This window comes from Azoarcus sp. L1K30 (genome assembly GCF_018122735.1).
In the GTDB taxonomy this organism is placed as follows: domain Bacteria; phylum Pseudomonadota; class Gammaproteobacteria; order Burkholderiales; family Rhodocyclaceae; genus Parazoarcus.
On the sequence record NZ_JAGRRD010000001.1, the window covers coordinates 902,209 to 923,554 of the forward strand.

Genomic DNA, 21,346 nt, shown 5'->3' on the forward strand with positions numbered 1-21,346 from the left:
CCGACTACGGGCTGGTGGGCGATCTGTTCAGTGTCATTCCAGAACTGACGAGCGCCTTGGACTGAAACTGTCGGCGGAGGCCGTGCGCACATGAACCTGCCCGCTGCGTTGTTTCCGACAAGCTGGCATTGGTTTGCTCTTGCGCTCGCGTTGATCGTGCTGTACCAGGCAATCCTGAAGGCGCCGTGGAAGCGGCTGCGCGAGTCGACCCAGGTCAACCTGTTGCTCGGATTCGTTGTCGGCTTGAGCCTGACGTGGAGCATGAAGGCCGGCGTCAAACCTGGCCTTAATCTCCATATGCTGGGGGCAATGGCGGTGACGCTGACCCTCGGTCCACGGTTGGCGATCATCGCGCTGGGGCTCACGCTGACCGGTATCGGGTTGAATGGTGCGATCGAGTGGAGTGCATGGCCAATCAATTTCCTGCTCATGGCGGTGCTTCCCGTGATGATTGCGCATGGTTTGCATCGCCTCGCAGTGCGTACGTTGCCCGCTCACTTCTTCATCTTCATCTTCGTGATCGGATTTGCAGGCTCGGCGCTGACCGTCATGCTGCAGGGCGCATTGACATCAGCGGCGATGGTTTTGTCCGGTGCCTACGGCGCCGAATTCCTGCTCAACGAGTATCTGCCGTATTTTTTGCTGCTCGGCTTTGCTGAAGGCTGGCTGAGCGGCGCCCTGATTACCGTCATGGTGGTTTACCGGCCCGAGTGGGTGGCTGCGTTCGATGATCGCCGCTACCTGTGGAACAAGTGAATTCCTGGGTCGTTCATATCTGTTCATTCCGGAGAGAGACATATGAGTAACTACGCCGCACCGATTCGTGACATGCAGTTCGTGATGAATGAACTGGCCGATTTCGATGCCGTCGCTGCATTGCCAGGCAACGAGGAGGTTTCGGTCGACCTGGTCGATGCCATCCTTGACGAAGCAAGCAAGTTTGCCGGCGAGGTCCTGGCGCCACTGAACTGGAGTGGCGATCAGGAAGGCGCAACATGGACCAAGGAAGGGGTCCGGACCGCTACCGGCTGGAAGGAAGCCTACAAACAGTTTTCCGCGTCCGGCTGGACGGCATTGGCGTGCGATCCGGCCTATGGCGGCCAGGGCCTGCCGAAACTGCTGTCAACCGCGGTCATGGAAATGTGGAAGTCGGCCAACATGGCGTTTTCGCTGTGCCCGATGCTGACCACCGGTGCGATCGAGTCGCTGATGCTGCGTGGCAGCGACGAACAGAAGGACATGTACCTGCCGAAGATGGTCAGCGGTGAATGGACGGGGACGATGAACCTGACCGAGCCGCAGGCCGGATCGGATCTCGCCGCCGTGCGCACTCGGGCCGAACCGCAGGGCGACGGCACCTACCGCATCTTCGGTCAGAAGATCTTCATCACCTATGGTGAGCACGACATGACCGACAACATCGTTCATCTGGTGTTGGCACGTCTTCCGGATGCGCCAGAGGGGGTAAAGGGCATTTCGCTCTTTGTCGTACCCAAGTTCCTGGTCAATGCCGACGGTAGCCTGGGCGCGCGCAATGACGTGCATTGCGTATCGATCGAACACAAGCTCGGCATTCACGCCAGCCCGACCTGCGTACTCGCATTCGGCGACAACGGTGGCGCCATCGGCACGCTGATCGGCGAAGCGAATCGCGGCCTGGAGTACATGTTCATCATGATGAACGAGGCGCGCTTCGCGGTGGGCATGGAAGGTCTTGCCCTGTCCGAGCGGGCCTACCAGCACGCCTTGCAGTATGCCAAGGACCGTATCCAGGGCACCGAAGCTGGCGTTCGCGGCGGGCCCAAGGTCAGCATCATCCATCATGCCGATGTCAGACGCATGCTGATGTCGATGAAGAGCAAGACCGAAGCGATGCGTGCGCTGGCCTACGTCGTGGGTGCCGCAACCGATCTGGCACATCATCACACCGACCAATCCGTTCGGGCACAGAAACAGGCTTTCGTCGATCTGATGATTCCGGTGGTCAAGGGCTGGCTGACGGAGAACTCGATCGATGTCGCCTCGACCGGCGTCCAGGTTCACGGCGGCATGGGCTTCATCGAGGAAACGGGGGCGGCCCAGCACCTGCGCGACGCGCGTATCACGACGATCTACGAAGGCACGACCGCCATCCAGGCCAACGACCTGATCGGGCGCAAGATTGCGCGCGAAAACGGGGTCACCATCAAGGCGCTGATTGCAGAGATGCGCGCGGTGGAGGGGCGTCTCGATGCAGCGGATCCCGCACTCGCAGCCATCCGTCGCTCGCTCGCGGCCGGGATCGCGGCCGTTGAGGAGGCCGTGGGCTACATCCTTGCGACCTACAACGACGATATCAAGGCGGCCTCGGTCGGTTCGGTTCCCTTCCTCAAATTGCTGGGCATCGTCGCCGGTGGGTGGCAGATGGCACGCGCGGCGCTGGTCGCGAAGGAAAAGCTAACACAGTCGTCCGGTGACAAGGACTTCTATACGGCAAAGTTGGCCACCGCGCACTTCTATGCGGACCACGTGCTCTCCGAGGCGTCCGGGCTGGCCTATACGGTGGTGAACGGGGCGGCCAGCGCGCTGGCGTTGCCCGACGATCTGTTCTGATCGCACGCGGGCAATTGCCCGCGCCGGTCACGGCAGAGAATAAGAAAGCGGCGGGTGGGAATCTCTCCCCCCGCCGCTTGTTCATCCAGCCTTCAGTGCCTTACTGGACCTTGGCTTTGGCGCGCAGATCAAGGATATGTTTCTCCACGATCTGTTGCTGCAGGCGTTGCTGGATCTGCGGCTTCACTTCTTCGTACGGCGGGGCCTTCAGATCACGTACGTCCTCGAGGTAGATGACGTGGTAACCGAAGTCGCTCTTGACCGGGGTCGTGGTGAACTTGCCCTTGGCGAGCTTGACCATTGCCTCGGAAAAGGGTGCGACGAACATGCCGGGATTGCTCCAGCCCAGATCGCCACCGCGGTCCTTGGAGCCCGGATCGCGTGAGTCCTTGGCCAGATCCTCGATCTTGGCACCGGACTGCAGCTTGGCGATCACCTCCTTGGCCTGATCTTCGGTCTCGAGCAGCACGTGACGCGGCTTGTATTCCTTGTCGCCCATGTGGCTCTTGATGTTGTCGTACTCTTTCTTGAGATCCGCCTCCGTGACCGGATTGCTCTTGACGTAGTCCTGCAGGTAAGCGCGAATCAGGATGGCCTGGCGCGCGATGTCCATCTGCGCCAGAACGTCTGCCTTCTTGTCCAGGCCCTTCTTGACGGCAGCCTGACCCAGGATTTCACGGCGCACCAGTTCCTCGCGCACTGCGTCACGCAGCTGGGGGCTGTCCGGTGCGCCTTGCGCACGCTGCTCACTCATCATGGCTTCAGCGCGGGCGGCGGGGATGGCAGTGCCATTGACCGTGGCCACCGCATCGGCGGCGAAGCTCGCGTGTGTGACAAAGCCCGCAAGCAGGGCGATGGCCAGACGGCTCGGGAAAAGTTTCATTGGTAATCCTCAGGTGGTATGTTTGGCTTCATCAGCCGTTTGAGCACGAATGGCAAGGGCATGAATCTCGCCTTTCATCAATTCACCGAGCGCGGCATAGATCATCCTGTGTCGCGCAACGGTATTCTTGCCGGCAAATTCGCCGGATACGATATGCAGATTGTAATGTCCACCGCCACTTCTGGCACCGGCATGGCCGGCGTGGCGTGCGCTGTCATCCTCGATCTCGATGAACTCCGGCGACAATACCTCGAGACGTTGCCGGATACGTTCCGCAACCGTCATGGCATGACCTTGCGGAACGGGCGCACCGAGGTCGACGCAAAAACACCCTGTTTGACATAGGGATCTTCGGCCATCCAATCCTGTGCGTCGCTCAAGGACGCGAACTCGGCGACGACCAGGCTGCCGGTAAAGCCGGCCGGGCCCGGGTCGGGCGAATCGATGGCCGGCAGCGGGCCCACCAGCAGCACCCGGCCTTCATCACGCAACTTCTCCAGCCGCGCGAGGTGTTCCGGACGGGCCGCCATCCGCTTTTCGAGCGAATTCGGAACGTCTTCACCCATCAGGACGTAGAACATCAGTTTGCATCCTCCTGCATGTGTTTGGAGAGATAAAAGCCTTGGCCAAGAACGAAGGCGAGCATCAGTCCCATCCCGCCGAATAGCTTGAAGTTCACCCAGGCCTCTTCGGAAAAGCTGTAGGCGACATAGAGATTGAGCACGCCCATGCCAAGGAAGAACGCAGCCCACGCGAGATTGAGCCGCGACCAGACCGCATCGGGCAACTGTATCTGGGCTTCGAGCATGTTGCGAATCAGATTGCGCTTGAGGACCAGCGCCGAAAAGGCCAGCGCCCCACTGAACAGCCAGTACAGCGCGGTCGGCTTCCACTTGATGAAGGTCGGATTATGAAACAGCAGCGTCGCGCCACCAAACACCACGATGATGGCGAGACTGACCCAGAGCATGCGATCGACCTTGCGGTGCTTCAGCCACACGATCGCGATCTGCAGCACGGTCGCGCAGATCGCAACGATGGTCGCCACCAGAATCGGGGCCTGGCTGGCCTCGATATCGCCCTGCAGTACGCCGCTCAACAGGGTGAGCGCGCCCTCGGGATCGGCACCGGCAAATTTGTAAGCGACAAAAAACAGGATGACCGGCAACAGGTCGAAAAGAAACTTCATGGATTCGTATCGTGCATCGGGGTGGATCGGAAAATTCAGGCTGTCTCGGCGCGATTGCGCATATGGTTCGCAAGCGCGGCGAAGGACTCGTGCAAGCGCTTGCGCAGCGCCTCGTCCTGGATGTGCTCCTGCAGCGCCTGCGACATGCACAGCATCCACTGGTCGCGTTCGGCGCTACCGATCGAAAACGGCAGGTGTCTTGCGCGCAGGAAGGGCGGGCCGAAACGTTCAACGTAAAGCTGTGGTCCGCCGAACCAGCCCGACAGAAAGAGAAAGAGTTTTTCCTCGGAACCGGCAAGGTCTTCGGCGTGCATCCGGCGAATGCCGTAGGTTTCCGGGAGCATGTCCATGAGCTGGTAAAACCGCTTGACCAGCGCGCGGACGACGACCTCGCCGCCGATTTCGTCATAGGGGGTGAGTTGCGGCAGGGTATTTCGCGCGTCAGGCTGCATGAATGTCGATCATATCCTCGCTGCGTCCGCAGCGCTGGTTTGCCGGTACGGCTTCATCGATCAGCCGCGGGCGGGGAAGCTTGAGCTCGCCCATCTGTTCGATGAACGAATCGCGTGTCTGGTTCCTGAAGCGTGAGTTGGTGAGCGCTTCCTGCCCTACCGAACTGACCCGCATGCCCTTGTAGTCGTGTCCGGGGTAGATCAGCGTTTCGTCCGGAAACGACATGATGCGGCTGATGCTGTCGAACAGCGCGCCTGCATCACCGCCCTGAAAATCAGTCCGGCCACAACCGCCAATCATCAGGGTATCACCAGTGAAGAGCCGATCACGCCAGTGAAAGGTCATGCAGCCTGCCGTGTGACCGGGGGTCGCCATGGCGCGAATCACCTCGTTGCCGAAAACGATGACGTCTCCGTCCACGAGCTGGCGGTCGGCACAACTGGCACCGGACAGTTCACCGGTGGCACTGCGGGCACCGGTAACTTCGCGCAAGCCCGCAACACCGGTGATGTGATCCGCGTGCGCATGCGTCTCGAGCAGCCAGGTCAGCTGAAGATTGAGTTCCTGCAGCAGCGTCAGATACCGTCCGACATGCTCGCGCACCGAATCGATCAGCACAGCATCCCCTGTTTGCGGGTCCGCAAGCAGGTAAGTCAGCGTGCAGCTAGTGTCGTCGAACAACTGACGGAATTCGATACTCATTGATGATGCGCTCCGGCCTTGACTGCCGGCATTCTAACGCGGCTGGATGACGCTGCGGTGAGCGGAACCCGCAGTATTGCACGCAAGCCCCCCTCGGGGCGTGGAAGCAGGTCCAGGTGTCCGCCGTGAGACTTGACGATGCGCTCGACAATGGCCAGCCCGAGGCCAGCCCCCTTAGTGTTGCTGCGCGCCCCCTCCATGCGCGTAAACGGGTGGCGCATGCGTTCGATCTGGTCCTCTGGAATGCCGGGCCCCCTGTCCGCAACCTCGATACAGGCGTCGTCGTCATCCACGAACGCCGAGATGTCGATCGACTGCGTTTCGCCGGCATAACGCAGCGCATTGTCGATCAGATTTGCCAGCGCCCGGCGTAGCGAGAGCCGCCGCACGGGCGCTTCCAGCCGGGCGGGCAACGACAACTCGAGCGGGAGCCCGCGCAGCCGGTAAGGTTCGGCAAGCTCGGCAACCAGCGCGGACAGGTCGGTCTCCTGCAGGGGCTCTTGTGGCGCGCCGCGACCGAAATCCAGAAACTGCCCGATGATGCGGTCCATTTCCTCGATATCGGTCACCATCGCGGTCACCTCGCCGTCGGGCGCGCCAGACATCTCCACGCCTAGGCGCAGGCGCGCAAGCGGCGTGCGCAGGTCATGAGACACGCCCGCGAGAATCAGCGCGCGGTCGGCATCGGTTCGCGCCAGGTCTCCGGCCATCTGATTGAAAGCACGCGCGACGATCGCAATCTCCTGAGGACCGGATTCCGCAAGCGGGGGAGGCGTCTGTCCGTTTCCCACCATGCGCGCGGCGCGCGCCATCTGCCGCAAGGGCGCGCCGATGCGCGAGACGATGAGGTAGGCCCCGAGCAGCGCCGCCATCAGCGCTGCGCCTCCCCAAGACAGCCACTCGAGCGCGTGCGGCTTGGCAATGCGGTCTTGCGGCAGCATGGCCCAATACTCGTCCTGATCGTCGGGATCGAGTCGAAAGCTGATCCAGAAGCCATCGAGGGTTTTCCAGCGCGAGGCAAAACGGGTGTGTTCACCAAGGTTGCGCCGGACTTCGGCCACGAGAAGCCGCATCGGTCGGGTATCCTGCAGGGGGACGATCTCGTCCGTGCTTTCTGCCGGATACACGCGAATTCCTTCGAGTGCGGCCAGTTCGATCAGCAGTTCTCGCCGTCGTGCTGCGTCGCCGTTGATGAGTGCGGTACGGGTCAGATTGACCACGCTCACCACCATCTGCGCGAGGTCACGCGCCCTCGGCCCCTCTTCGAAATAGCGAAATATCTGACTCCAGGCGGCGAGTGCCAGCGTAAGCAGCAGCGCAACCAGCAGGAAGGTCTGCCACAACAGCGTGCGGGGGAGCAGACGCTGCGCAACGCGGTGCAGCTGATGGAGCCAGCCGGATGGCCGCCGGGCGAGGAGTTCAGTCACTGACCGCAGGCTTGTTATCGTCGGGCACGAAGACGTAACCGAAGCCCCAGACGGTTTGAATGTAGCGCGGCTTTGCCGGATCGTCTTCCACGAGCTTGCGCAGGCGAGACACCTGGACGTCAATCGCGCGATCGAAGACGCCATATTCGCGTCCGCGGGCCAATTCCATCAGTTTGTCGCGGGAAAGCGGCTGACGCGGATGTTGCAACAGCACTTTCAGCAGCGAAAACTCTCCGGTCGTGAGCTGGATTTCCTCACCATCGCGCATCAGCGAGCGGGTGCCGAGATTCACGCGGATCCGCCCGAAGACGACGATTTCGTCTTCCGCAGTCGGTGCGCCGGGCAGGGGAGGGGGCTGGCGTCGCATGACGGCCTGGATGCGAGCCACCAGTTCGCGCGGGTTGAACGGTTTGCCGAGATAATCGTCGGCACCCATCTCGAGGCCGACGATGCGGTCGACGTCGTCACCCTTGGCAGTCAACATGATGATCGGAATCGCGCTTTCGGCGGCACGAAGACGACGACAGATCGAAAGACCGTCCTCACCCGGAAGCATGAGATCGAGCACGATGAGATCGAAATGTTCCCGATGCAGCGCACGGTCCATCATTGGCGCATCGTTCACCGCCTTGACGGCAAATCCCTGCTCCTGCAAATAGCGCGAGAGCAGATCACGCAGACGGGCGTCATCGTCCACAAGCAGAACGCGGTATCTTGTTTTTCCATTCATGCTGCGCATCCTATCGTTTGTTCAGGTGGCTCGCCAGCGTTGAGCGGGCGCGGACGGGATCTGCTGCGTAACGCTTCGTAAGGCCCCGAGGAAAGGCAACATCCCCTTACAAAGAGGGTACGGCGGAGAGCACCCAGACTAGCGTAGCGCCCCGTTGTCCGCTATTTTGACACCTGTGGACACGACGAGGGGTTCTAGCGGACCCTCAACGAAAATGAAGCCGAATCGCAAACCGTCAGCCTCAACAGAAGCGCCCCTGCGGCGGCGATGCAGAAAGCTTGTTCTTGCGCTGGCGGTATTCGGGGCCCTGGGCTCCACGGCCATGGCCGAAACACTTCGTGAAGATGCCGAAGTCCTTGTCGAGGCGCCGATTGCGCACCCGACCAGTCGCCGCATCGAATTGCGCCGTGCGCTCGAATCCAATGTGCAGGCCGGTACTGCTCATGACCGCCGGCGCCTGAGCCTGGAAGAACGCGAGGCGCTGCATCGCGACCTGCGTGCAGTGATGCGAAACGTCAACGCCGATCATGGGGACGGCGAACGCCGCTGAAAGGTGCGCGTGAAAGTGGCCGCAGGCGCCCGAGACGTCGATTGCGGGCGCTTGTGCCGGTAGAATACCGGCACCATGAAGCTACTTTCTCTTGAAACGTCCTGCGAGCACGCGAGTATCGCGCTCAACCTCGACGGGGCCATCGAAGATCGTCAGATCGACGGTCACAACAATCATTCAGAGAATATCCTGCGCATCATTCATGCGCTGCTTGCCGACGCCGGCGTGACGCCGGCCGCGCTCGACGGAATCGCTTTCGGTAGTGGCCCAGGGGCATTCACCGGCTTGCGTCTTTCCTGCGGGATCGCGCAGGGATTCGCACTTGGCGCGGGAATCGGCGTGGTGCCGGTCTGCAGTCTGGATGCGCTTGCCCTGCAGAGCGCGCTGTCGCGAATCCTGGTGGCGACCGACGCCCGCATGGGCGAGATCTATTGCCGCAGCTATGCGCTTGAGGACGGGCATTTGTCCGCTTTGAGCGATGCTGCGTGTGCATCTCCCGACACACTGCCGCTACCGGATGGACAATGGTACGGGATCGGGTCGGCTTTCGAGGCCTATCCGGCGTTGCGCTCCCGCCTCGGGAGCCGCCTGACGGGCTGCGATGCCCATGCGGTACCGCGTGCGCGAGAGGTCGCACTGCTGGCAGCAGAAGCCGTCGAGCGCGGTGAGCTCCTCAGCGCCGAGTTGGCCACTCCGCTCTACGTGCGCGACAAGGTGGCGCTGACCACGGCCGAGCGTCTTGCCCGCGGTGGCAAGGCATGAGCGTTTGCGCGCGGATTTCGTACGTGCCCATGACGACGGCCGATCTGAGCTGGGTGACAATGCACGAGTCTGACCTGCATGCCTGCCCGTGGTCGACAGGCAACTTTGTCGATGCACTGGAAGCGGGTTACAGCTGCTGGGTCATGCATGACGCGGATGTGCCCATCGGATACAGCGTCGTCCTGAAGGTGCTCGACGAAGCCCATCTGCTCAACATCAGCATCCTGCGCACGGCGCAGGGCAAGGGCATGGGTTCGCGCTTCCTCGATTTCCTGCTCGCGCAGGCCAGAGACGGGGGGGCAAACCAGTTCTTTCTTGAAGTCAGGCCTTCGAACCAGCCGGCCATTGCGCTCTATGAAGGCAGGGGGTTTGTCGAGATCGGCAGGCGTCGCGACTATTACCGGATGGCGGATGCTCGCGAAGACGCCATCGTGATGAAGGTCGAGTTGTGAACACTCGTCGCGATGCCGTGCTCAGGGAGATGGGGCTCGGGCCGATCTGGCGCTTGCGCACGAGCGTGAGCGAAGCCGCGCCAGACCTCGTCGACTCGCGACCGGACCCAGCGATGGTTCGCACCTTCGAACCCGAGACGGACGCAAGCAGGCGGGCGCGCTTGCCCGAGCAGAAGGCCGTACCCGCAAAGAGGTCTCCGGCACCACCTGCACCGGCGCGCGATTACCGGCCGGTGCCTGCTGAACCATCGCACACTGTGTCTCCGCGTCGCGATGACCGCCGGTCCGAACGTATTGCACAGATGGACTGGATGCAGCTCGATGCGGACATCCGCGCCTGTCAGGCGTGTTCTCTGTGCGAAAAACGCAAGCAGGCCGTGCCGGGCACGGGCAATCGCAATGCGCGATGGATGTTGGTCGGCGAGGGCCCCGGCGCAGAGGAGGACCGGCTCGGGGAACCCTTTGTCGGCCAGGCCGGCAAGTTGCTCGACAACATGCTCGCCGCGTTGGGTCTCACCCGCGAGGCCGATGTCTTCATTGCCAATGCAGTCAAGTGCCGCCCGCCCCACAACCGCACGCCTGAAGCGGACGAGCTCGCGGCCTGCCGCCCCTATCTGCTACGCCAGATCGAACTGGTCGAGCCGGACCTGCTGATCGCACTGGGGCGGCCGGCTGCGCTGGCCCTGCTCGAGCGCGAGATCAATATCGGCGCGGCTAGGGGAAAACCGCATAGTTATCGGGATATACCTGTCGTGGTCACCTATCACCCAGCCTACCTGTTGCGCAATCCGCAGGACAAGGGCAAGGCATGGGAGGATCTGTGCTTTGCGCGCAGACTGGTGCCGTTGAAATAACACCCGACCGCGGCGCTTGGCTGCGTGAGATTCGTGATCAGTGGTGGTGGTCGTCGAGTTGACCGACGGCATCGGCCACACGCTGGTTGGCTTCATGCTTGAGTTTGACCAGGAACATCGAGGCGGCGACGAATATCCCGAACAGCACGATCACCGCATTGATCGACAGGCCCGACATGATCAGCAGTGCATAGCCTCCGGTCATGATCAGGATCGACAGGTTTTCGTTGAAGTTCTGGACCGCAATCGAATGTCCGGCCCCCATCAGGATGTGGCCACGATGCTGCAGCAGGGCATTCATCGGCACGACGAAGAATCCGGCCAGTGCACCGACGACGACCATCAGGACCATGGCGATCGTTGCATCCGTGACGATGGTCATGACCAGCACCACCAGGCCCATTGCGATGCCAAGCGGAATGACCCTGACCGAACGTCGCAAGGTGACGAAACGCGCGGCCATCACCGCGCCGATGGCGATGCCGATGGCGACAACGCCCTGCAGCATCGACGCCTTCGAGAGATCGAGGCCAAGGTTGTGCTCGGCCCACTTGATAACGATGAACTGCAATGTCGCACCGGCGCCCCAGAACAGGGTGGTGACGGCGAGTGAAATCTGCCCCAGCTTGTCCCGCCACAGCAGTTTGAGGCAATGGTTGAAGTCGTGAACGAGATAGAGCGGATTGTTCTTGAGCGGTTTGTGATCGACGCCGGTATCGGGGATGTGGAAATTGAACCAGGCGCCGATCAGATACAGCGTGCTGATTGCCAGCACACTGGCCTGGAAGGCGGAGCCGACGAAAGGCAGTTTGAGCGTGAGCAGCCAGCCGGATACGTCGGGGCGAATCAGCACCCCGCCCATGACCGTACCCAGGATGATCGCACCAACCGTCAGACCTTCTATCCAGCCGTTGGCGACAACCAGCAGACGATGAGGCAGATACTCGGTGAGAATGCCGTACTTGGCAGGGGAGTAGGCTGCGGCCCCCAGGCCGATGACCGCGTATGCAAACAGCGGGTGTGCCCCGAGCAGCAGCATGAGGCAGCCGCCGATCTTGATCGTATTGCTGATCAGCATCACCCGCCATTTCGGCATCGAATCGGCAAAGGCGCCGACGAAGGCTGCAAGTGCAACGTAGGAAACGGTGAAGAACAGCTTCAGCAGCGGCTCATACTCTGCCGGTGAGCCCATGTCGCGCAGCAGCGCAATGGCAACGATGAGGAGAGCATTGTCGGCAAGCGCAGAAAAAAACTGCGCGGCCATGATGATATAGAAGCCAAGCGGCATCGTAGCGGTACACACCGTCGCGTTAGCGGAAGCGCGGTTTATATCACGAAGGGAAGAAACTTGTTACAGCATTGGTCGCCGCGATGCCCGATCCGGGGTGAACGGAAAGCGGATCTGTGGTGTAATTCACGATATAAACGGGATTTATGTAAATTATGGCTGATCGCAGACTGCAGGTATTTCATGCCGTGGCAAAGCACGGGTCATTCACACGAGCTGCCGAGCATTTGTTCATGACCCAACCGGCGGTGACCTTCCAGATCAAGCAACTGGAAGAGCACTTCAACACCCGCCTGCTCGAGCGCGGCCATGGCCATATTTCGCTAACCCCCGCAGGCGAGGTCGTCCTTGCATATGCGGAACGGATTCTCGGGCTGTCCGACGAGCTCGAATCGAGGGTCTCCGAACTTACCGATGAACTGGCCGGCGTCATCAACATCGGCACCAGCACGACGATTGCGGCCTACTGGCTGCCACAGCTGCTGGAGCGCTTCAAACGCTTGTATCCGCGCGTTCTGCCGCGCGTCGTGGTAGGCAACTCGCAGCTCACCGAGGACCGCGTGGCTGCGCGCGACCTGGACATTGGCCTGATCGAGATCGTCTCCGACCAGCCTGCGATCGAGCGCTTCAGCGCGGCGAAGGACGACCTTCTCGTCATCTGCGCGCCGACCCATCCGCTTGCCAAGGCACAGTCGCTGCGTGCCGAGGACCTGGTCCAGCATCCATTCATCACGCGTGATGCAGGCAATGCGATACGCGAGCTGGCCGAAGAGTTCTTTAATGCAGCCGGCCTGCCGATGAGCGAGGTCAACGTGTGTGCGGAGCTCGGCAGCCTGGCCACGGTCAAGCATCTTGCGGCGGAGGGCATGGGCTATGGCGTCGCGTCGCGTGCCGCGATCCTGCGCGACCTGCGCGAGGGGAAACTGGTCGGCATTCCGCTCGAACCCAGGCTTTACACCCCGCTCGAAGTTATCATTCCGCGCGACAAGTTTCGCTCGCGCCTCATTACCGCCTTTGCGGAGCATGCCTGCAAGGTGCTTGCCGAAATGGCTGAAGACGTCGCCTTGCGGGCGAAAAAGCAGGGCATCGCCTGATGGCGAAGGCAAAGTCGGCGTATGTCTGCTCCGATTGCGGGGCGCAGACACCGCGCTGGCAAGGTCAATGTCCGCAGTGCCAGGCGTGGAACACGCTGGTCGAGACCATCGTCGAACGCGGCAGCGCCAGCGCACCGAGCCGGTTTGCCGCGCTTGCGGGCAACGCGTCCCGCCTGCAGCCGCTGTCCTCGCTTCAGCCGCGCGAGGAACCCCGGATCCCGACCGGTCTCGAAGAGTTCGATCGCGTGCTCGGGGGTGGGCTCGTTGCAGGCGGGGTGGTGCTGATCGGCGGCGACCCCGGCATCGGAAAATCGACCCTGCTGCTACAGGCCCTGTGCCAGCTGGCCGCGGCACACCCCGTGGTCTATGTGAGCGGCGAGGAGTCGGGCGAACAGGTGGCGCTGAGGGCGCAACGGCTGCAACTGCAGGCGGCCGAACTGCAGATGCTGGCCGAAATCAACCTCGAGCGCATTCTCGACACCTTGCGTAGCGCGGCCCCGCGCGTTGCCGTGATCGATTCCATTCAGACCGTCTATTCCGAGACCCTGCAGTCCGCGCCGGGTTCGGTCGGACAGGTGAGGGAGTGTGCGGCGCAGCTGACCCGCTTCGCCAAGCAGAGCGGGACGACGCTGATCCTGGTCGGTCACGTCACCAAGGACGGCGCGCTGGCCGGTCCCCGGGTGCTGGAACACATTGTCGATACCGTGCTGTATTTCGAAGGTGACAACCACTCCAGTTTTCGGCTTGTGCGCGCGATCAAGAACCGCTTCGGTGCGGTGAATGAGCTTGGGGTGTTCGCGATGACCGACCGCGGCCTGCGCGGCGTCTCGAATCCGTCCGCGCTGTTCCTGTCGCAGCACGCGGAACAGGTGTCGGGCAGTTGCGTACTGGTCACGCAGGAGGGCACCCGACCGTTGCTGGTCGAGATCCAGGCGCTGGTCGATGGCGCCCAGAGTCCGAACCCGCGTCGGCTGTCTGTCGGCCTCGAGCAGACCCGGCTGGCCATGCTGCTGGCGGTGGTGCATCGCCATGCGGGGATCGTGTGCTTCGATCAGGACGTGTTCGTGAATGCGGTAGGCGGGGTCAAGATCACCGAACCAGCGGCCGATCTGGCCATTTTGCTGGCGGTCGTGTCCTCCTTGCGCGACCGGCCGCTCAAAAGCGGGCTGGCAGTGTTCGGCGAAGTCGGCCTCGCCGGCGAGATCCGTCCGGCACCACGCGGTCAGGAACGCCTGAAGGAGGCGGCCAAGCTCGGCTTCAATACCGCGATCATCCCCAAGGCCAACATGCCCCGTCACCCGATCGACGGCATGGAGATCCACGGCGTCGAACGCATCGATCAGGCGCTGGAACTGATCAGATAACGGGATCACGCCGTCCGTCGTACCGTTGTGCCATGGCATGACGACATGGCACAACGGCGGTCGTCAGCGGCCAGCCGACACTGCGGGCAGCCAGGTCGACAGGGCCGGCACCGCAGCGATCACGACCAGCAACAGCAGCACTGTGGCCAGGAAGGGCAGGGTCGCCCTGAACAGCGCGCCCATCGGTACATGCGCCTGAACCATGGCAATGTAGAGTCCGGGGCCGACCGGTGGCGTGACCAGGCCGATCACCGTGGCCACCGTGCAGATCACGCCGAAATGAATGGGATCAATGCCGAGATGCTGGACCACCGGCATCAGGATCGGGACGACCACGATCAAGACGCTGATGCTCTCTAGGAACATGCCAAGCACCAGCATCAGGACGATGACCAGCAGCAGAAACAGAAACGGCGAGTCGGTCACGCCGGCGATGTACGCCACCAGCAGATCCGGAATACCCTGAAACGCCAGCACCCAGCTGAACACCGATGCAGCGGCGATCAGGCCGGTGATGGTGGCGGTGTTGATCGCCACGGCTTTCAGGATGGCAGGCAGGTCGGACCATTTGATCTCGCCATAGGCGAATGCCAGCACGAGCGCGATGATCGACGCGACCGCGCCTGATTCTGTCGGGGTCATGGCGCCACTCATGATGCCGAGAATGACGACGGCGGGTATCAATCCCGGCACGACGCCGGCCACGATCGTTTTCCACGACTCGCGCCAGCGCGTCGGCGTGCCGTCGGGCAGGGTGTCACCACGCAGTCCGTGAAAGAAGATCACCAGCGCGAGACCGACCACGATCAGCGTGCCCGGTACGATACCGGCGATGAACAGCGGCGCGATCGGCTGCACCGCCACCACCCCGTAGATGATCATCAGCATCGAGGGCGGAATGATCGGGCCCAGCAGCCCGGCGGAGACAGTAACCGCGCCCGAGAACGCGCGGTCGTATCCCTTCTTTTCCATCTCCGGAATCATCACTTTGCTCATGACGCCGATCTGCGCCACTGCCGAGCCCAGGATCGAGGCAGCCATCGCGTTCGTAATCAGATTGGCATAGGCAAGTCCGCCCTTGAGCCCGCCCACGAAAACTTCAGTCAATGCGATCAGGCGCTGCGTGAGGCAGCCCTTGTTCATGATCTCGCCAACCAGCATGAACAGCGGAATCGCGAGCAGACCATTGATTTCCAGTGCGCCGTAGAACTGAATCGGTATCGAGTCGTACAGTACCGCCAGATCGTTCGTGGCCATGAAGGCGACGGCACCGGCCAGAATGGCACCAAATATCGGAAAGCCCGTCAGGAGCAGCCCGAAGAAGACGATCAGCGTCATCATGTGCGGGCCCCTTCATGGCGGATGAGATCGTGGGCATGGCGCATGACCGCAGCGAACTGATGAAATGACATCGCAAGCATCGCGCCGGGCAGCGCGGCGTAGTTGTACCAGCGCGGCAACTGCGTCGTGGCGCTGATCTCGAGCTGAACGTCGGCGCGCATGACCCATTCCAGGCCAAGCTTGGCAACAAAGCCGAGCAGGGCGAGAAACACCACCCCATGCAGGACCGCAAGCCAGTGCCGCCCACGTGCCGACAACGCCCGTGGCAGAAAGTCGATTGTCACCAGCTCGCCCTTGTGCACGAGGATGGAGATGCCGAACAGGGTGATGAAGACCAGGATCTGCACCGAGATTTCCTCCGCCCAGAACAGCGGGGCGCTGAAGAAATAGCGCAGTACCACCTGCGTCATCATGATGCAGGTCAGTGTCGCGGTGAGCGAAATGGCCAGCAGGCGTTCGGCGCTGGCAAGCCAGCGATCGATGGCCTGAATCAGGGCATAGGGGGACATGAATCTCTCTCTGCTGCGTATTTTTCGGATGTCGTTCTTATGCGCGGAGCCGCGCCTCGATGCGCATCGAGGGCGTGTCCCGCGTAATCGCGTACGCCAGCGCCGGCCGAGCGGCGCATGCGCTCGTCCGGTGTGGCGAAGCGTGCGCTCAGAGCGCTTTGGACTGCTTGTAGAAGTCGGCGATGAGGGGATTGCGCGCCATGTATTTCTCGCGAATCTGGCCACCGACCGCTTCGAACGCCTTCAGATCGGCGTCGATGACCTTCGCGCCGTCAGCGGTCGCCTTTTCCAGGTTGCCCTTGTCGGCCGCGATGGCCTCCTGGAAGCCCCAGCGCTCTGCATCGGCCACGGCCTTGAGAATCATCGCCCGATCGGCATCGCTGCGCGTATCCCACCATTTCTTCGACACCACGATCACGCCCGGGAAGGCCATGTGGTTCGTCAGCGTGAGATTGGGCGCCTGCTGGTGGAACTTGAGTCCGACCAGCGCATCGAGGTCGACGTCCACCGCGTCGAGCAGGCGCGTGGTCAGCGAGGGCGCCACCTCCGACAGCGGCAGCGCGGTGGGTGCGGCGCCGTTGGCGGCCCACCAGTCGTTGTAGATCGGGCTGGGGAAGGCACGGATCTTCTTGTTGGCCAGATCGGCAGGCGACTTCACCGGGTCGAGCGAGAGCACATGGCGCATGCCGGCGAAGGTGTACCCCAGGCCGACCAGGCCGTGTGGCTCCAGCCGCTTCAGCATTTCCTGGGCGGCTGGCGTCTTGCTCGCGGTGGTCGCGTGCGCAACATCCCGGAAGGTGTAAGGCAGCGACCACCCGAGAAAGGATTCCTCGCGGTTTGCCAGGCCGCCTGCGGTCAGGACGGCGAACTGCACGGCCCCTGCCTGCATCAGGTTGATCATCTGGCCTTCGTTGCCCAGCTTCTGCAGCGGGCTGACGCTGACCTTGAGCTTCCCGCCGGAGGCTTCGCCAAGATTGTCGGCGATGCGTTCGGATACCTTGTGCCAGACATGACTGGGCGGCGTGATGTGACCGAGCTTGAGCATCTCGGCGCTGGCCGGGACGGCGCTCAGCGAACCCAGCGCAAGCAGGCCGGCGGTGGCGAATGATTTCAGCGTATTCTTGATCGAGCGGTGCATGGAGGTCTCCTCTCTATGGGTTGCCTTGTGCGCAATGGCACAGGCGTTCTGGTTTGCTGCAGTGGTGAATCGATTCAGGCAGACGGTGGCGGTGCATCCGGTTGTGCCGCCGGTGCTGCGCGGCGAAAGGCATCCAGCTCCGCGCAGGCGGCATCCACCGCGAGAATTTGGGGATAGGCAGACAGATCGACGCCGAAGCGGCGCGCACTCTCGACCTGGGGCACGAGATAGGCATCGGCGATCGTCGGTGCGTCGCCATGGCAGAACCGGCCGCGCTGTGTATCGGCGGCGAGAAGCGCCTCGAGCGCATCGAATCCGGCGCAGATCCAGGTTGCGCACCACACATTCACCGCGGCTTCGTCGCAGCCGAGCGTGTTGCGCAGGTACTCGAGCACGCGCCGATTGTTCAAGGGATGAATATCGCAACCGACGATCGCTGCCAGCGCGCGTACGCGGGCGCGGCCGTCGTCGTCGGCCGGCAGCAGCGCCGGCGTGGGGTAGCGCGCTTCCAGCCATTCGATGATGGCCGGGGTCTGGATCAGCGTCAGTTCGCCGGTTTCGAGCGCGGGTACCAGCTGTTGCGGGTTGACGGCCTTGAACGCGGCGCCGAGATGCTCCTCGGTGCGCAGATTCACCGCGACGTATTCATACGCGATGCCTTTCAGGTTCAATACGATCCGCAGCCGGTGGGACGTACCACTGCGAAAGAAGTTGTGCAGTTTCATGACGGTCTCTGGTCTTGTGAGTGTCCCGCTGGCCACAGACGCCATGCCTGCAGCCAGCGGGTGAGCGCGTGCCGGGTGATGCCGCTGGAATCAGTTCCTGGCCAGGCAGTTGTCCACGTTCCAGCCGTACAGCCATTCCATCGCATCGTAGAAGCGCTCGGCCGAGCGCCCGCGCCACAAGTCATTGCGGACCAGGCGCTCGACCCCCTTGGCGTGGTAGATGCGCCCCATTTCACGCGAACTCAGCACGATGCGGGCAGTGCGCGCGATGCGCGAACGCTGGTATAGATCGAAGGCCTTGGCGAAATCGTTGTCATGCACGCGCAAGGCCTCGCCGAGCGTGACCGCGTCTTCGAGTGCCATGCACGCCCCCTGCGCCATGTATTGCGTGGTCGGGTGGGCGGCATCGCCGAGCAGGGTGACGCGACCGAAAGACCACTGCCCGATCGGCTCGCGGTCGGCGGTGGCCCAGCGCTTCCAGCTCTTGGGCAGGTCGATGAGCTGGCGCGCTTTCGGACAGATGTCCTGGAAATAGCTTTGCACCTCTTCCGGACTGCCCTCGGTGACGCCCCATTCCTCCTTGCCGCGGCTGTGGAAGGTCACCACCACGTTGTATTGCTCGCCGCCCCGCAGCGGGTAGTGGACCAGATGGCAATTGGGGCCGACCCAGATACTGGCTGCGTTCCACTGCAGATCGGTCGGAAAGTCGGCCTTGTCGACCACGGCCCGATACACCACATGCCCGGTCACGCGCGCCGGATCGCCGACGTATTGATCGCGTACCACCGAGCGCACGCCGTCGGCACCAATCAGTGCGGCGCCGCGAAACGATTTGCCGCCACTGCAGATCACGGTGACACCGGCGTCATCCTGTTCCACGCGTTCGACATGAGTCGAGGTGTGAAACTCGACCTCGCCGGTTTCCTGCGCACCCTCGAGCAGCGACAGATGCACGTCCACCCGGTGGATCACCGCATAGGGATTGCCGAAGCGCTTGATGAACGCTTCACCGGTGGGAATCTTGCCGACCTCGTATTCGTCGAGCGCGTCGTGCATCACCATGTAGTCGGTATACACCGCGCGTCCGCGCGCCTTTTCACCCACACCGAGGGCATCGAAGGCATGGAAGGCATTGGGGCCGAGCTGGATGCCAGCGCCGATCTCGCCGATCTCCGCGGCCTGTTCCAGCACAAGCACCTTGAAGCCGCGCCGCACCAGCGCAAGCGCTGCTGCAAGACCGCCGATGCCACCGCCGGCGACGATGACGGGAAGTTTCTCACTCATGTTGTGTCTCCTTACGTTCTTATCGGGAATCGATCACTCGGCTTCGCCAACGACGAGCGCGACCTCACCCACGCCATCGATGTGACCGCTGATGCGGTCACCGCTCTTCACCGCGCCAACGCCTTCGGGGGTGCCGGTGTAGATCAGGTCGCCCGGTTCGAGGTGGTAGAACTTCGACAGGTCGGCAATGATTTCCCTGACATTCCAGATCAGCATCGACAGATCCGACGCCTGCCGGGTCTCGCCGTTTACCTGCAGACTGATGGCACCCTTGTCGAGCGCCGCGCCGCCAGTCGCCGGCAGGATCGGGGCACAGACCGCGGACTTCTCGAAGTTCTTGCCCAGATCCCACGGCCGTCCCTGTTCCCGCGCCACCAACTGCAAGTCGCGGCGCGTCATGTCGAGACCGGCGGCATAGCCGAAAATCAGCGCGTCGGCATCGGCCTCGGCGACACGGAAGCCGGGCTTGCCGATCGCCACCACCAATTCCATTTCATAGTGGTAGTTGGACGTACCGGTGGGGTAGGGCACGGTGGCACCGGACTCGACCAGGGTCGAGGCGTCCTTCAGGAAGTAGAAGGGGCTCATCGTCGACTTGTCGACGGGGCGTCCCATCTCGACGGCATGGGCGTGGTAGTTGCGGCCGACACAGAAGATGCGTCTGACCGGCATGCGGGCATTGCTGCCGACGATCGGCAGCGAGTAGGTGGGCGATGGCGCCCAGATGAATTCGGGTTGGGACATGGACTGGCTCTCCAGGGGACATTGCGGAAGGCATTCCCGGCACCAGCCAGGAAGCTTCCTTTTCACGAAACGGGACAGGGACCGGGCGAGGCGGCTCAGGCTCGCACTTCGCTCAGGTTCGTACTTCGCTCACGCTCTCACTTCATATACGCCGAGCTTTCGGTGCAGCGGAGTTTCGTCCGCGATGAAGATGAAGCTCGGCTCGGAGGCCGACAGGTTCTTCAGCGTGACCGGCGTGTAGCCCGGCGCGCAGCAGGTGTCAGCGGGCGCGAGTGAGAAAGTCGTTCCGTCGATATCCACACTGGCACCGCCTTCGATGAGGTGGAAAACCATTGCGGGCGAGCGCACCGGCAGTCGCAGCGACTCGCCGGGGCGAAGCATCAGCGCCGAGAAGCCGAGAATGTTCTGACAGTCGCCACCGGTCTCGGGATTGACATAGGCAACCTGAACCGCCTCGGCCTCGGGATGGGCCTGCGCCTGGGCGACCAGTGCGGCACGCGCATCGACCCACGGGTAGCGCAGCATCGGGTAGCGGCGATCGCTGCCGCGACTGAACATCGGTGCCGGCAATACGCCACCATGCGCGTAAGCACGCTCGTTCATGGTGCCGGTCACGGCCTGCGCCTTGCCTTCGGTTACGTAAGAGGTTTCGGTGTAATAGACCAGCGGCAGGTCGAGGACATCGAGCCAGACCACGGGCGCGTTGCCGTCGTGACCGTGCTCGTGCCACAGCCCGGTCGGGGTGAGAATGAGGTCGCCACGACTCATCGGGCACTTCTCGCCATCGACGGTCGTATACGCCCCTTCGCCTTCGACGATCATGCGCACGGCGTTGGGCGTATGTTTGTGCGACGGCGCCCATTCGTTCGGCATCAACAGTTGCATGCCCAGGTACATGCACGCGCTGGCCTGCATCTTTTCCAGGCCGTGCCCCGGATTGGCCAGCACCAGCACGCGGCGTTCCGCCTTCTCGATCGGGGTCAGTTCGCCGGCTTCCAGAAGCAGCGGGCGCAGCGCCTTGTATTCCCAGCAGGTGGGACGGGTGCGCAGCGTCGGTTTTCCCGGCGGGAGCACGGCACGCAGGCTCGGCCACAGGGGCACGAGGTTTTGCGCGGTGAGGGCCTTGCGATAGGTTTCGGGTAGATCTTCGAGTGTTCCAAGTGCCTGCATGATGAACCTTGCCTCCTTCTATCCACCCATTCCGGGGTGCGTTCTTTTGATCTGGATCAATGTTTTGCTGCCTTCGGGGCGAAATCTAGACGGCC

The 21,346-nt window shown here is 62.5% G+C and carries 24 protein-coding genes; 8 read left to right on the forward strand and 16 right to left on the reverse strand.

Features of this window, described 5'->3' with window-relative positions:
* The first annotated feature begins 90 nt into the window (after positions 1-90).
* Together J5J83_RS04015 and J5J83_RS04020 are read left to right on the forward strand one after the other, a co-directional pair.
* The gene (locus J5J83_RS04015) at positions 91-756 is read left to right on the forward strand and encodes an energy-coupling factor ABC transporter permease (protein ID WP_212345729.1); all 666 of its coding nucleotides are present in this window, start codon (positions 91-93) and stop codon (positions 754-756) included.
* A gap of 42 nt (positions 757-798) precedes the next feature.
* On the forward strand, positions 799-2,592 hold the full coding sequence (locus J5J83_RS04020; RefSeq protein WP_212345732.1) for an acyl-CoA dehydrogenase: 1,794 nt from the start codon (positions 799-801) through the stop codon (positions 2,590-2,592).
* A gap of 100 nt (positions 2,593-2,692) precedes the next feature.
* On the opposite strand, the gene J5J83_RS04025 is transcribed toward J5J83_RS04020, so the two are convergent.
* Genes J5J83_RS04025 through ompR form a run of 8 tightly spaced genes read right to left on the reverse strand, consistent with a single transcriptional unit; the run spans position 2,693 to position 7,976 of the window.
* Positions 2,693-3,475, reverse strand: a complete 783-nt coding sequence (locus J5J83_RS04025; protein ID WP_212345734.1) for a peptidylprolyl isomerase — start codon at positions 3,473-3,475, stop codon at positions 2,693-2,695.
* 9 nt (positions 3,476-3,484) lie between these two features.
* A complete protein-coding gene (locus tag J5J83_RS04030) occupies positions 3,485-3,760 on the reverse strand; it encodes a BolA family protein (protein WP_212345736.1) in 276 nt (91 codons plus the stop codon).
* Positions 3,757-4,056: a YciI family protein gene (locus J5J83_RS04035; protein WP_212345738.1), complete on the reverse strand. Its 300-nt coding sequence runs from the start codon at positions 4,054-4,056 to the stop codon at positions 3,757-3,759. Before J5J83_RS04035 ends, J5J83_RS04030 begins: the two co-directional genes overlap by 4 nt.
* A complete protein-coding gene (locus tag J5J83_RS04040) occupies positions 4,056-4,664 on the reverse strand; it encodes a septation protein A (RefSeq protein WP_212345740.1) in 609 nt (202 codons plus the stop codon). Before J5J83_RS04040 ends, J5J83_RS04035 begins: the two co-directional genes overlap by 1 nt.
* Before the next feature lie 35 nt (positions 4,665-4,699).
* Positions 4,700-5,116: a group II truncated hemoglobin gene (locus tag J5J83_RS04045; RefSeq protein WP_212345742.1), complete on the reverse strand. Its 417-nt coding sequence runs from the start codon at positions 5,114-5,116 to the stop codon at positions 4,700-4,702.
* Positions 5,106-5,819, reverse strand: a complete 714-nt coding sequence (locus J5J83_RS04050) for an MBL fold metallo-hydrolase (RefSeq protein ID WP_249115608.1) — start codon at positions 5,817-5,819, stop codon at positions 5,106-5,108. The genes J5J83_RS04045 and J5J83_RS04050 overlap by 11 nt, the downstream gene beginning before the upstream one ends.
* Complete coding sequence (locus J5J83_RS04055; RefSeq protein WP_212352788.1) at positions 5,816-7,201, reverse strand: sensor histidine kinase; 1,386 nt, start codon at positions 7,199-7,201, stop codon at positions 5,816-5,818. The genes J5J83_RS04050 and J5J83_RS04055 overlap by 4 nt, the downstream gene beginning before the upstream one ends.
* Before the next feature lie 37 nt (positions 7,202-7,238).
* Positions 7,239-7,976 (reverse strand): two-component system response regulator OmpR, encoded by a 738-nt coding sequence (gene ompR, locus J5J83_RS04060; RefSeq protein WP_212345745.1) that lies wholly within the window; start codon positions 7,974-7,976, stop codon positions 7,239-7,241.
* Between the two features lie 322 nt (positions 7,977-8,298).
* Between ompR and J5J83_RS04065 the strand changes: the two genes are divergently transcribed.
* The 4 genes from J5J83_RS04065 (at position 8,299) to J5J83_RS04080 (ending at position 10,594) form a co-directional block, all read left to right on the forward strand.
* Complete coding sequence (locus J5J83_RS04065) at positions 8,299-8,526, forward strand: hypothetical protein (RefSeq protein WP_212345748.1); 228 nt, start codon at positions 8,299-8,301, stop codon at positions 8,524-8,526.
* 75 nt (positions 8,527-8,601) lie between these two features.
* Positions 8,602-9,288 carry a tRNA (adenosine(37)-N6)-threonylcarbamoyltransferase complex dimerization subunit type 1 TsaB gene (gene tsaB / locus J5J83_RS04070; protein WP_212345751.1) on the forward strand — a complete coding sequence of 229 codons (687 nt, stop codon included), beginning with the start codon at positions 8,602-8,604 and terminating at the stop codon, positions 9,286-9,288.
* A 29-nt stretch (positions 9,289-9,317) separates the two neighbouring features.
* Complete coding sequence (gene rimI, locus J5J83_RS04075) at positions 9,318-9,740, forward strand: ribosomal protein S18-alanine N-acetyltransferase (protein WP_212352790.1); 423 nt, start codon at positions 9,318-9,320, stop codon at positions 9,738-9,740.
* A gap of 29 nt (positions 9,741-9,769) precedes the next feature.
* Positions 9,770-10,594 (forward strand): uracil-DNA glycosylase, encoded by an 825-nt coding sequence (locus J5J83_RS04080; RefSeq protein WP_212352792.1) that lies wholly within the window; start codon positions 9,770-9,772, stop codon positions 10,592-10,594.
* A gap of 37 nt (positions 10,595-10,631) precedes the next feature.
* Here J5J83_RS04080 and lplT read toward each other — a convergent pair whose 3' ends face one another.
* Positions 10,632-11,882: a lysophospholipid transporter LplT gene (gene lplT / locus J5J83_RS04085; protein WP_212352794.1), complete on the reverse strand. Its 1,251-nt coding sequence runs from the start codon at positions 11,880-11,882 to the stop codon at positions 10,632-10,634.
* A gap of 155 nt (positions 11,883-12,037) precedes the next feature.
* On the opposite strand from lplT, the gene J5J83_RS04090 reads away from it, so the two are divergent.
* Together J5J83_RS04090 and radA are read left to right on the forward strand one after the other, a co-directional pair.
* Positions 12,038-12,976, forward strand: coding sequence for a LysR family transcriptional regulator (locus J5J83_RS04090; RefSeq protein ID WP_212345753.1), 939 nt, complete (start codon positions 12,038-12,040; stop codon positions 12,974-12,976).
* A complete protein-coding gene (radA, locus tag J5J83_RS04095; protein WP_212345755.1) occupies positions 12,976-14,340 on the forward strand; it encodes a DNA repair protein RadA in 1,365 nt (454 codons plus the stop codon). The genes J5J83_RS04090 and radA overlap by 1 nt, the downstream gene beginning before the upstream one ends.
* 63 nt (positions 14,341-14,403) lie before the next feature.
* On the opposite strand, the gene J5J83_RS04100 is transcribed toward radA, so the two are convergent.
* From J5J83_RS04100 to J5J83_RS04130, 7 genes are all read right to left on the reverse strand, one after another.
* Positions 14,404-15,681 (reverse strand): TRAP transporter large permease, encoded by a 1,278-nt coding sequence (locus J5J83_RS04100; RefSeq protein WP_212345757.1) that lies wholly within the window; start codon positions 15,679-15,681, stop codon positions 14,404-14,406.
* Complete coding sequence (locus J5J83_RS04105; protein ID WP_212345760.1) at positions 15,678-16,190, reverse strand: TRAP transporter small permease; 513 nt, start codon at positions 16,188-16,190, stop codon at positions 15,678-15,680. Before J5J83_RS04105 ends, J5J83_RS04100 begins: the two co-directional genes overlap by 4 nt.
* Before the next feature lie 148 nt (positions 16,191-16,338).
* Positions 16,339-17,328, reverse strand: a complete 990-nt coding sequence (locus J5J83_RS04110) for a TRAP transporter substrate-binding protein (RefSeq protein WP_212345761.1) — start codon at positions 17,326-17,328, stop codon at positions 16,339-16,341.
* A 74-nt stretch (positions 17,329-17,402) separates the two neighbouring features.
* A complete protein-coding gene (gene maiA / locus J5J83_RS04115; RefSeq protein WP_212345763.1) occupies positions 17,403-18,053 on the reverse strand; it encodes a maleylacetoacetate isomerase in 651 nt (216 codons plus the stop codon).
* A 90-nt stretch (positions 18,054-18,143) separates the two neighbouring features.
* Positions 18,144-19,337 carry a 3-hydroxybenzoate 6-monooxygenase gene (locus J5J83_RS04120; RefSeq protein WP_212345766.1) on the reverse strand — a complete coding sequence of 398 codons (1,194 nt, stop codon included), beginning with the start codon at positions 19,335-19,337 and terminating at the stop codon, positions 18,144-18,146.
* Between the two features lie 33 nt (positions 19,338-19,370).
* Positions 19,371-20,081 (reverse strand): fumarylacetoacetate hydrolase family protein, encoded by a 711-nt coding sequence (locus J5J83_RS04125; RefSeq protein ID WP_212345768.1) that lies wholly within the window; start codon positions 20,079-20,081, stop codon positions 19,371-19,373.
* Between the two features lie 129 nt (positions 20,082-20,210).
* A complete protein-coding gene (locus J5J83_RS04130; protein ID WP_212345771.1) occupies positions 20,211-21,251 on the reverse strand; it encodes a cupin domain-containing protein in 1,041 nt (346 codons plus the stop codon).
* Positions 21,252-21,346 lie beyond the last annotated feature (95 nt).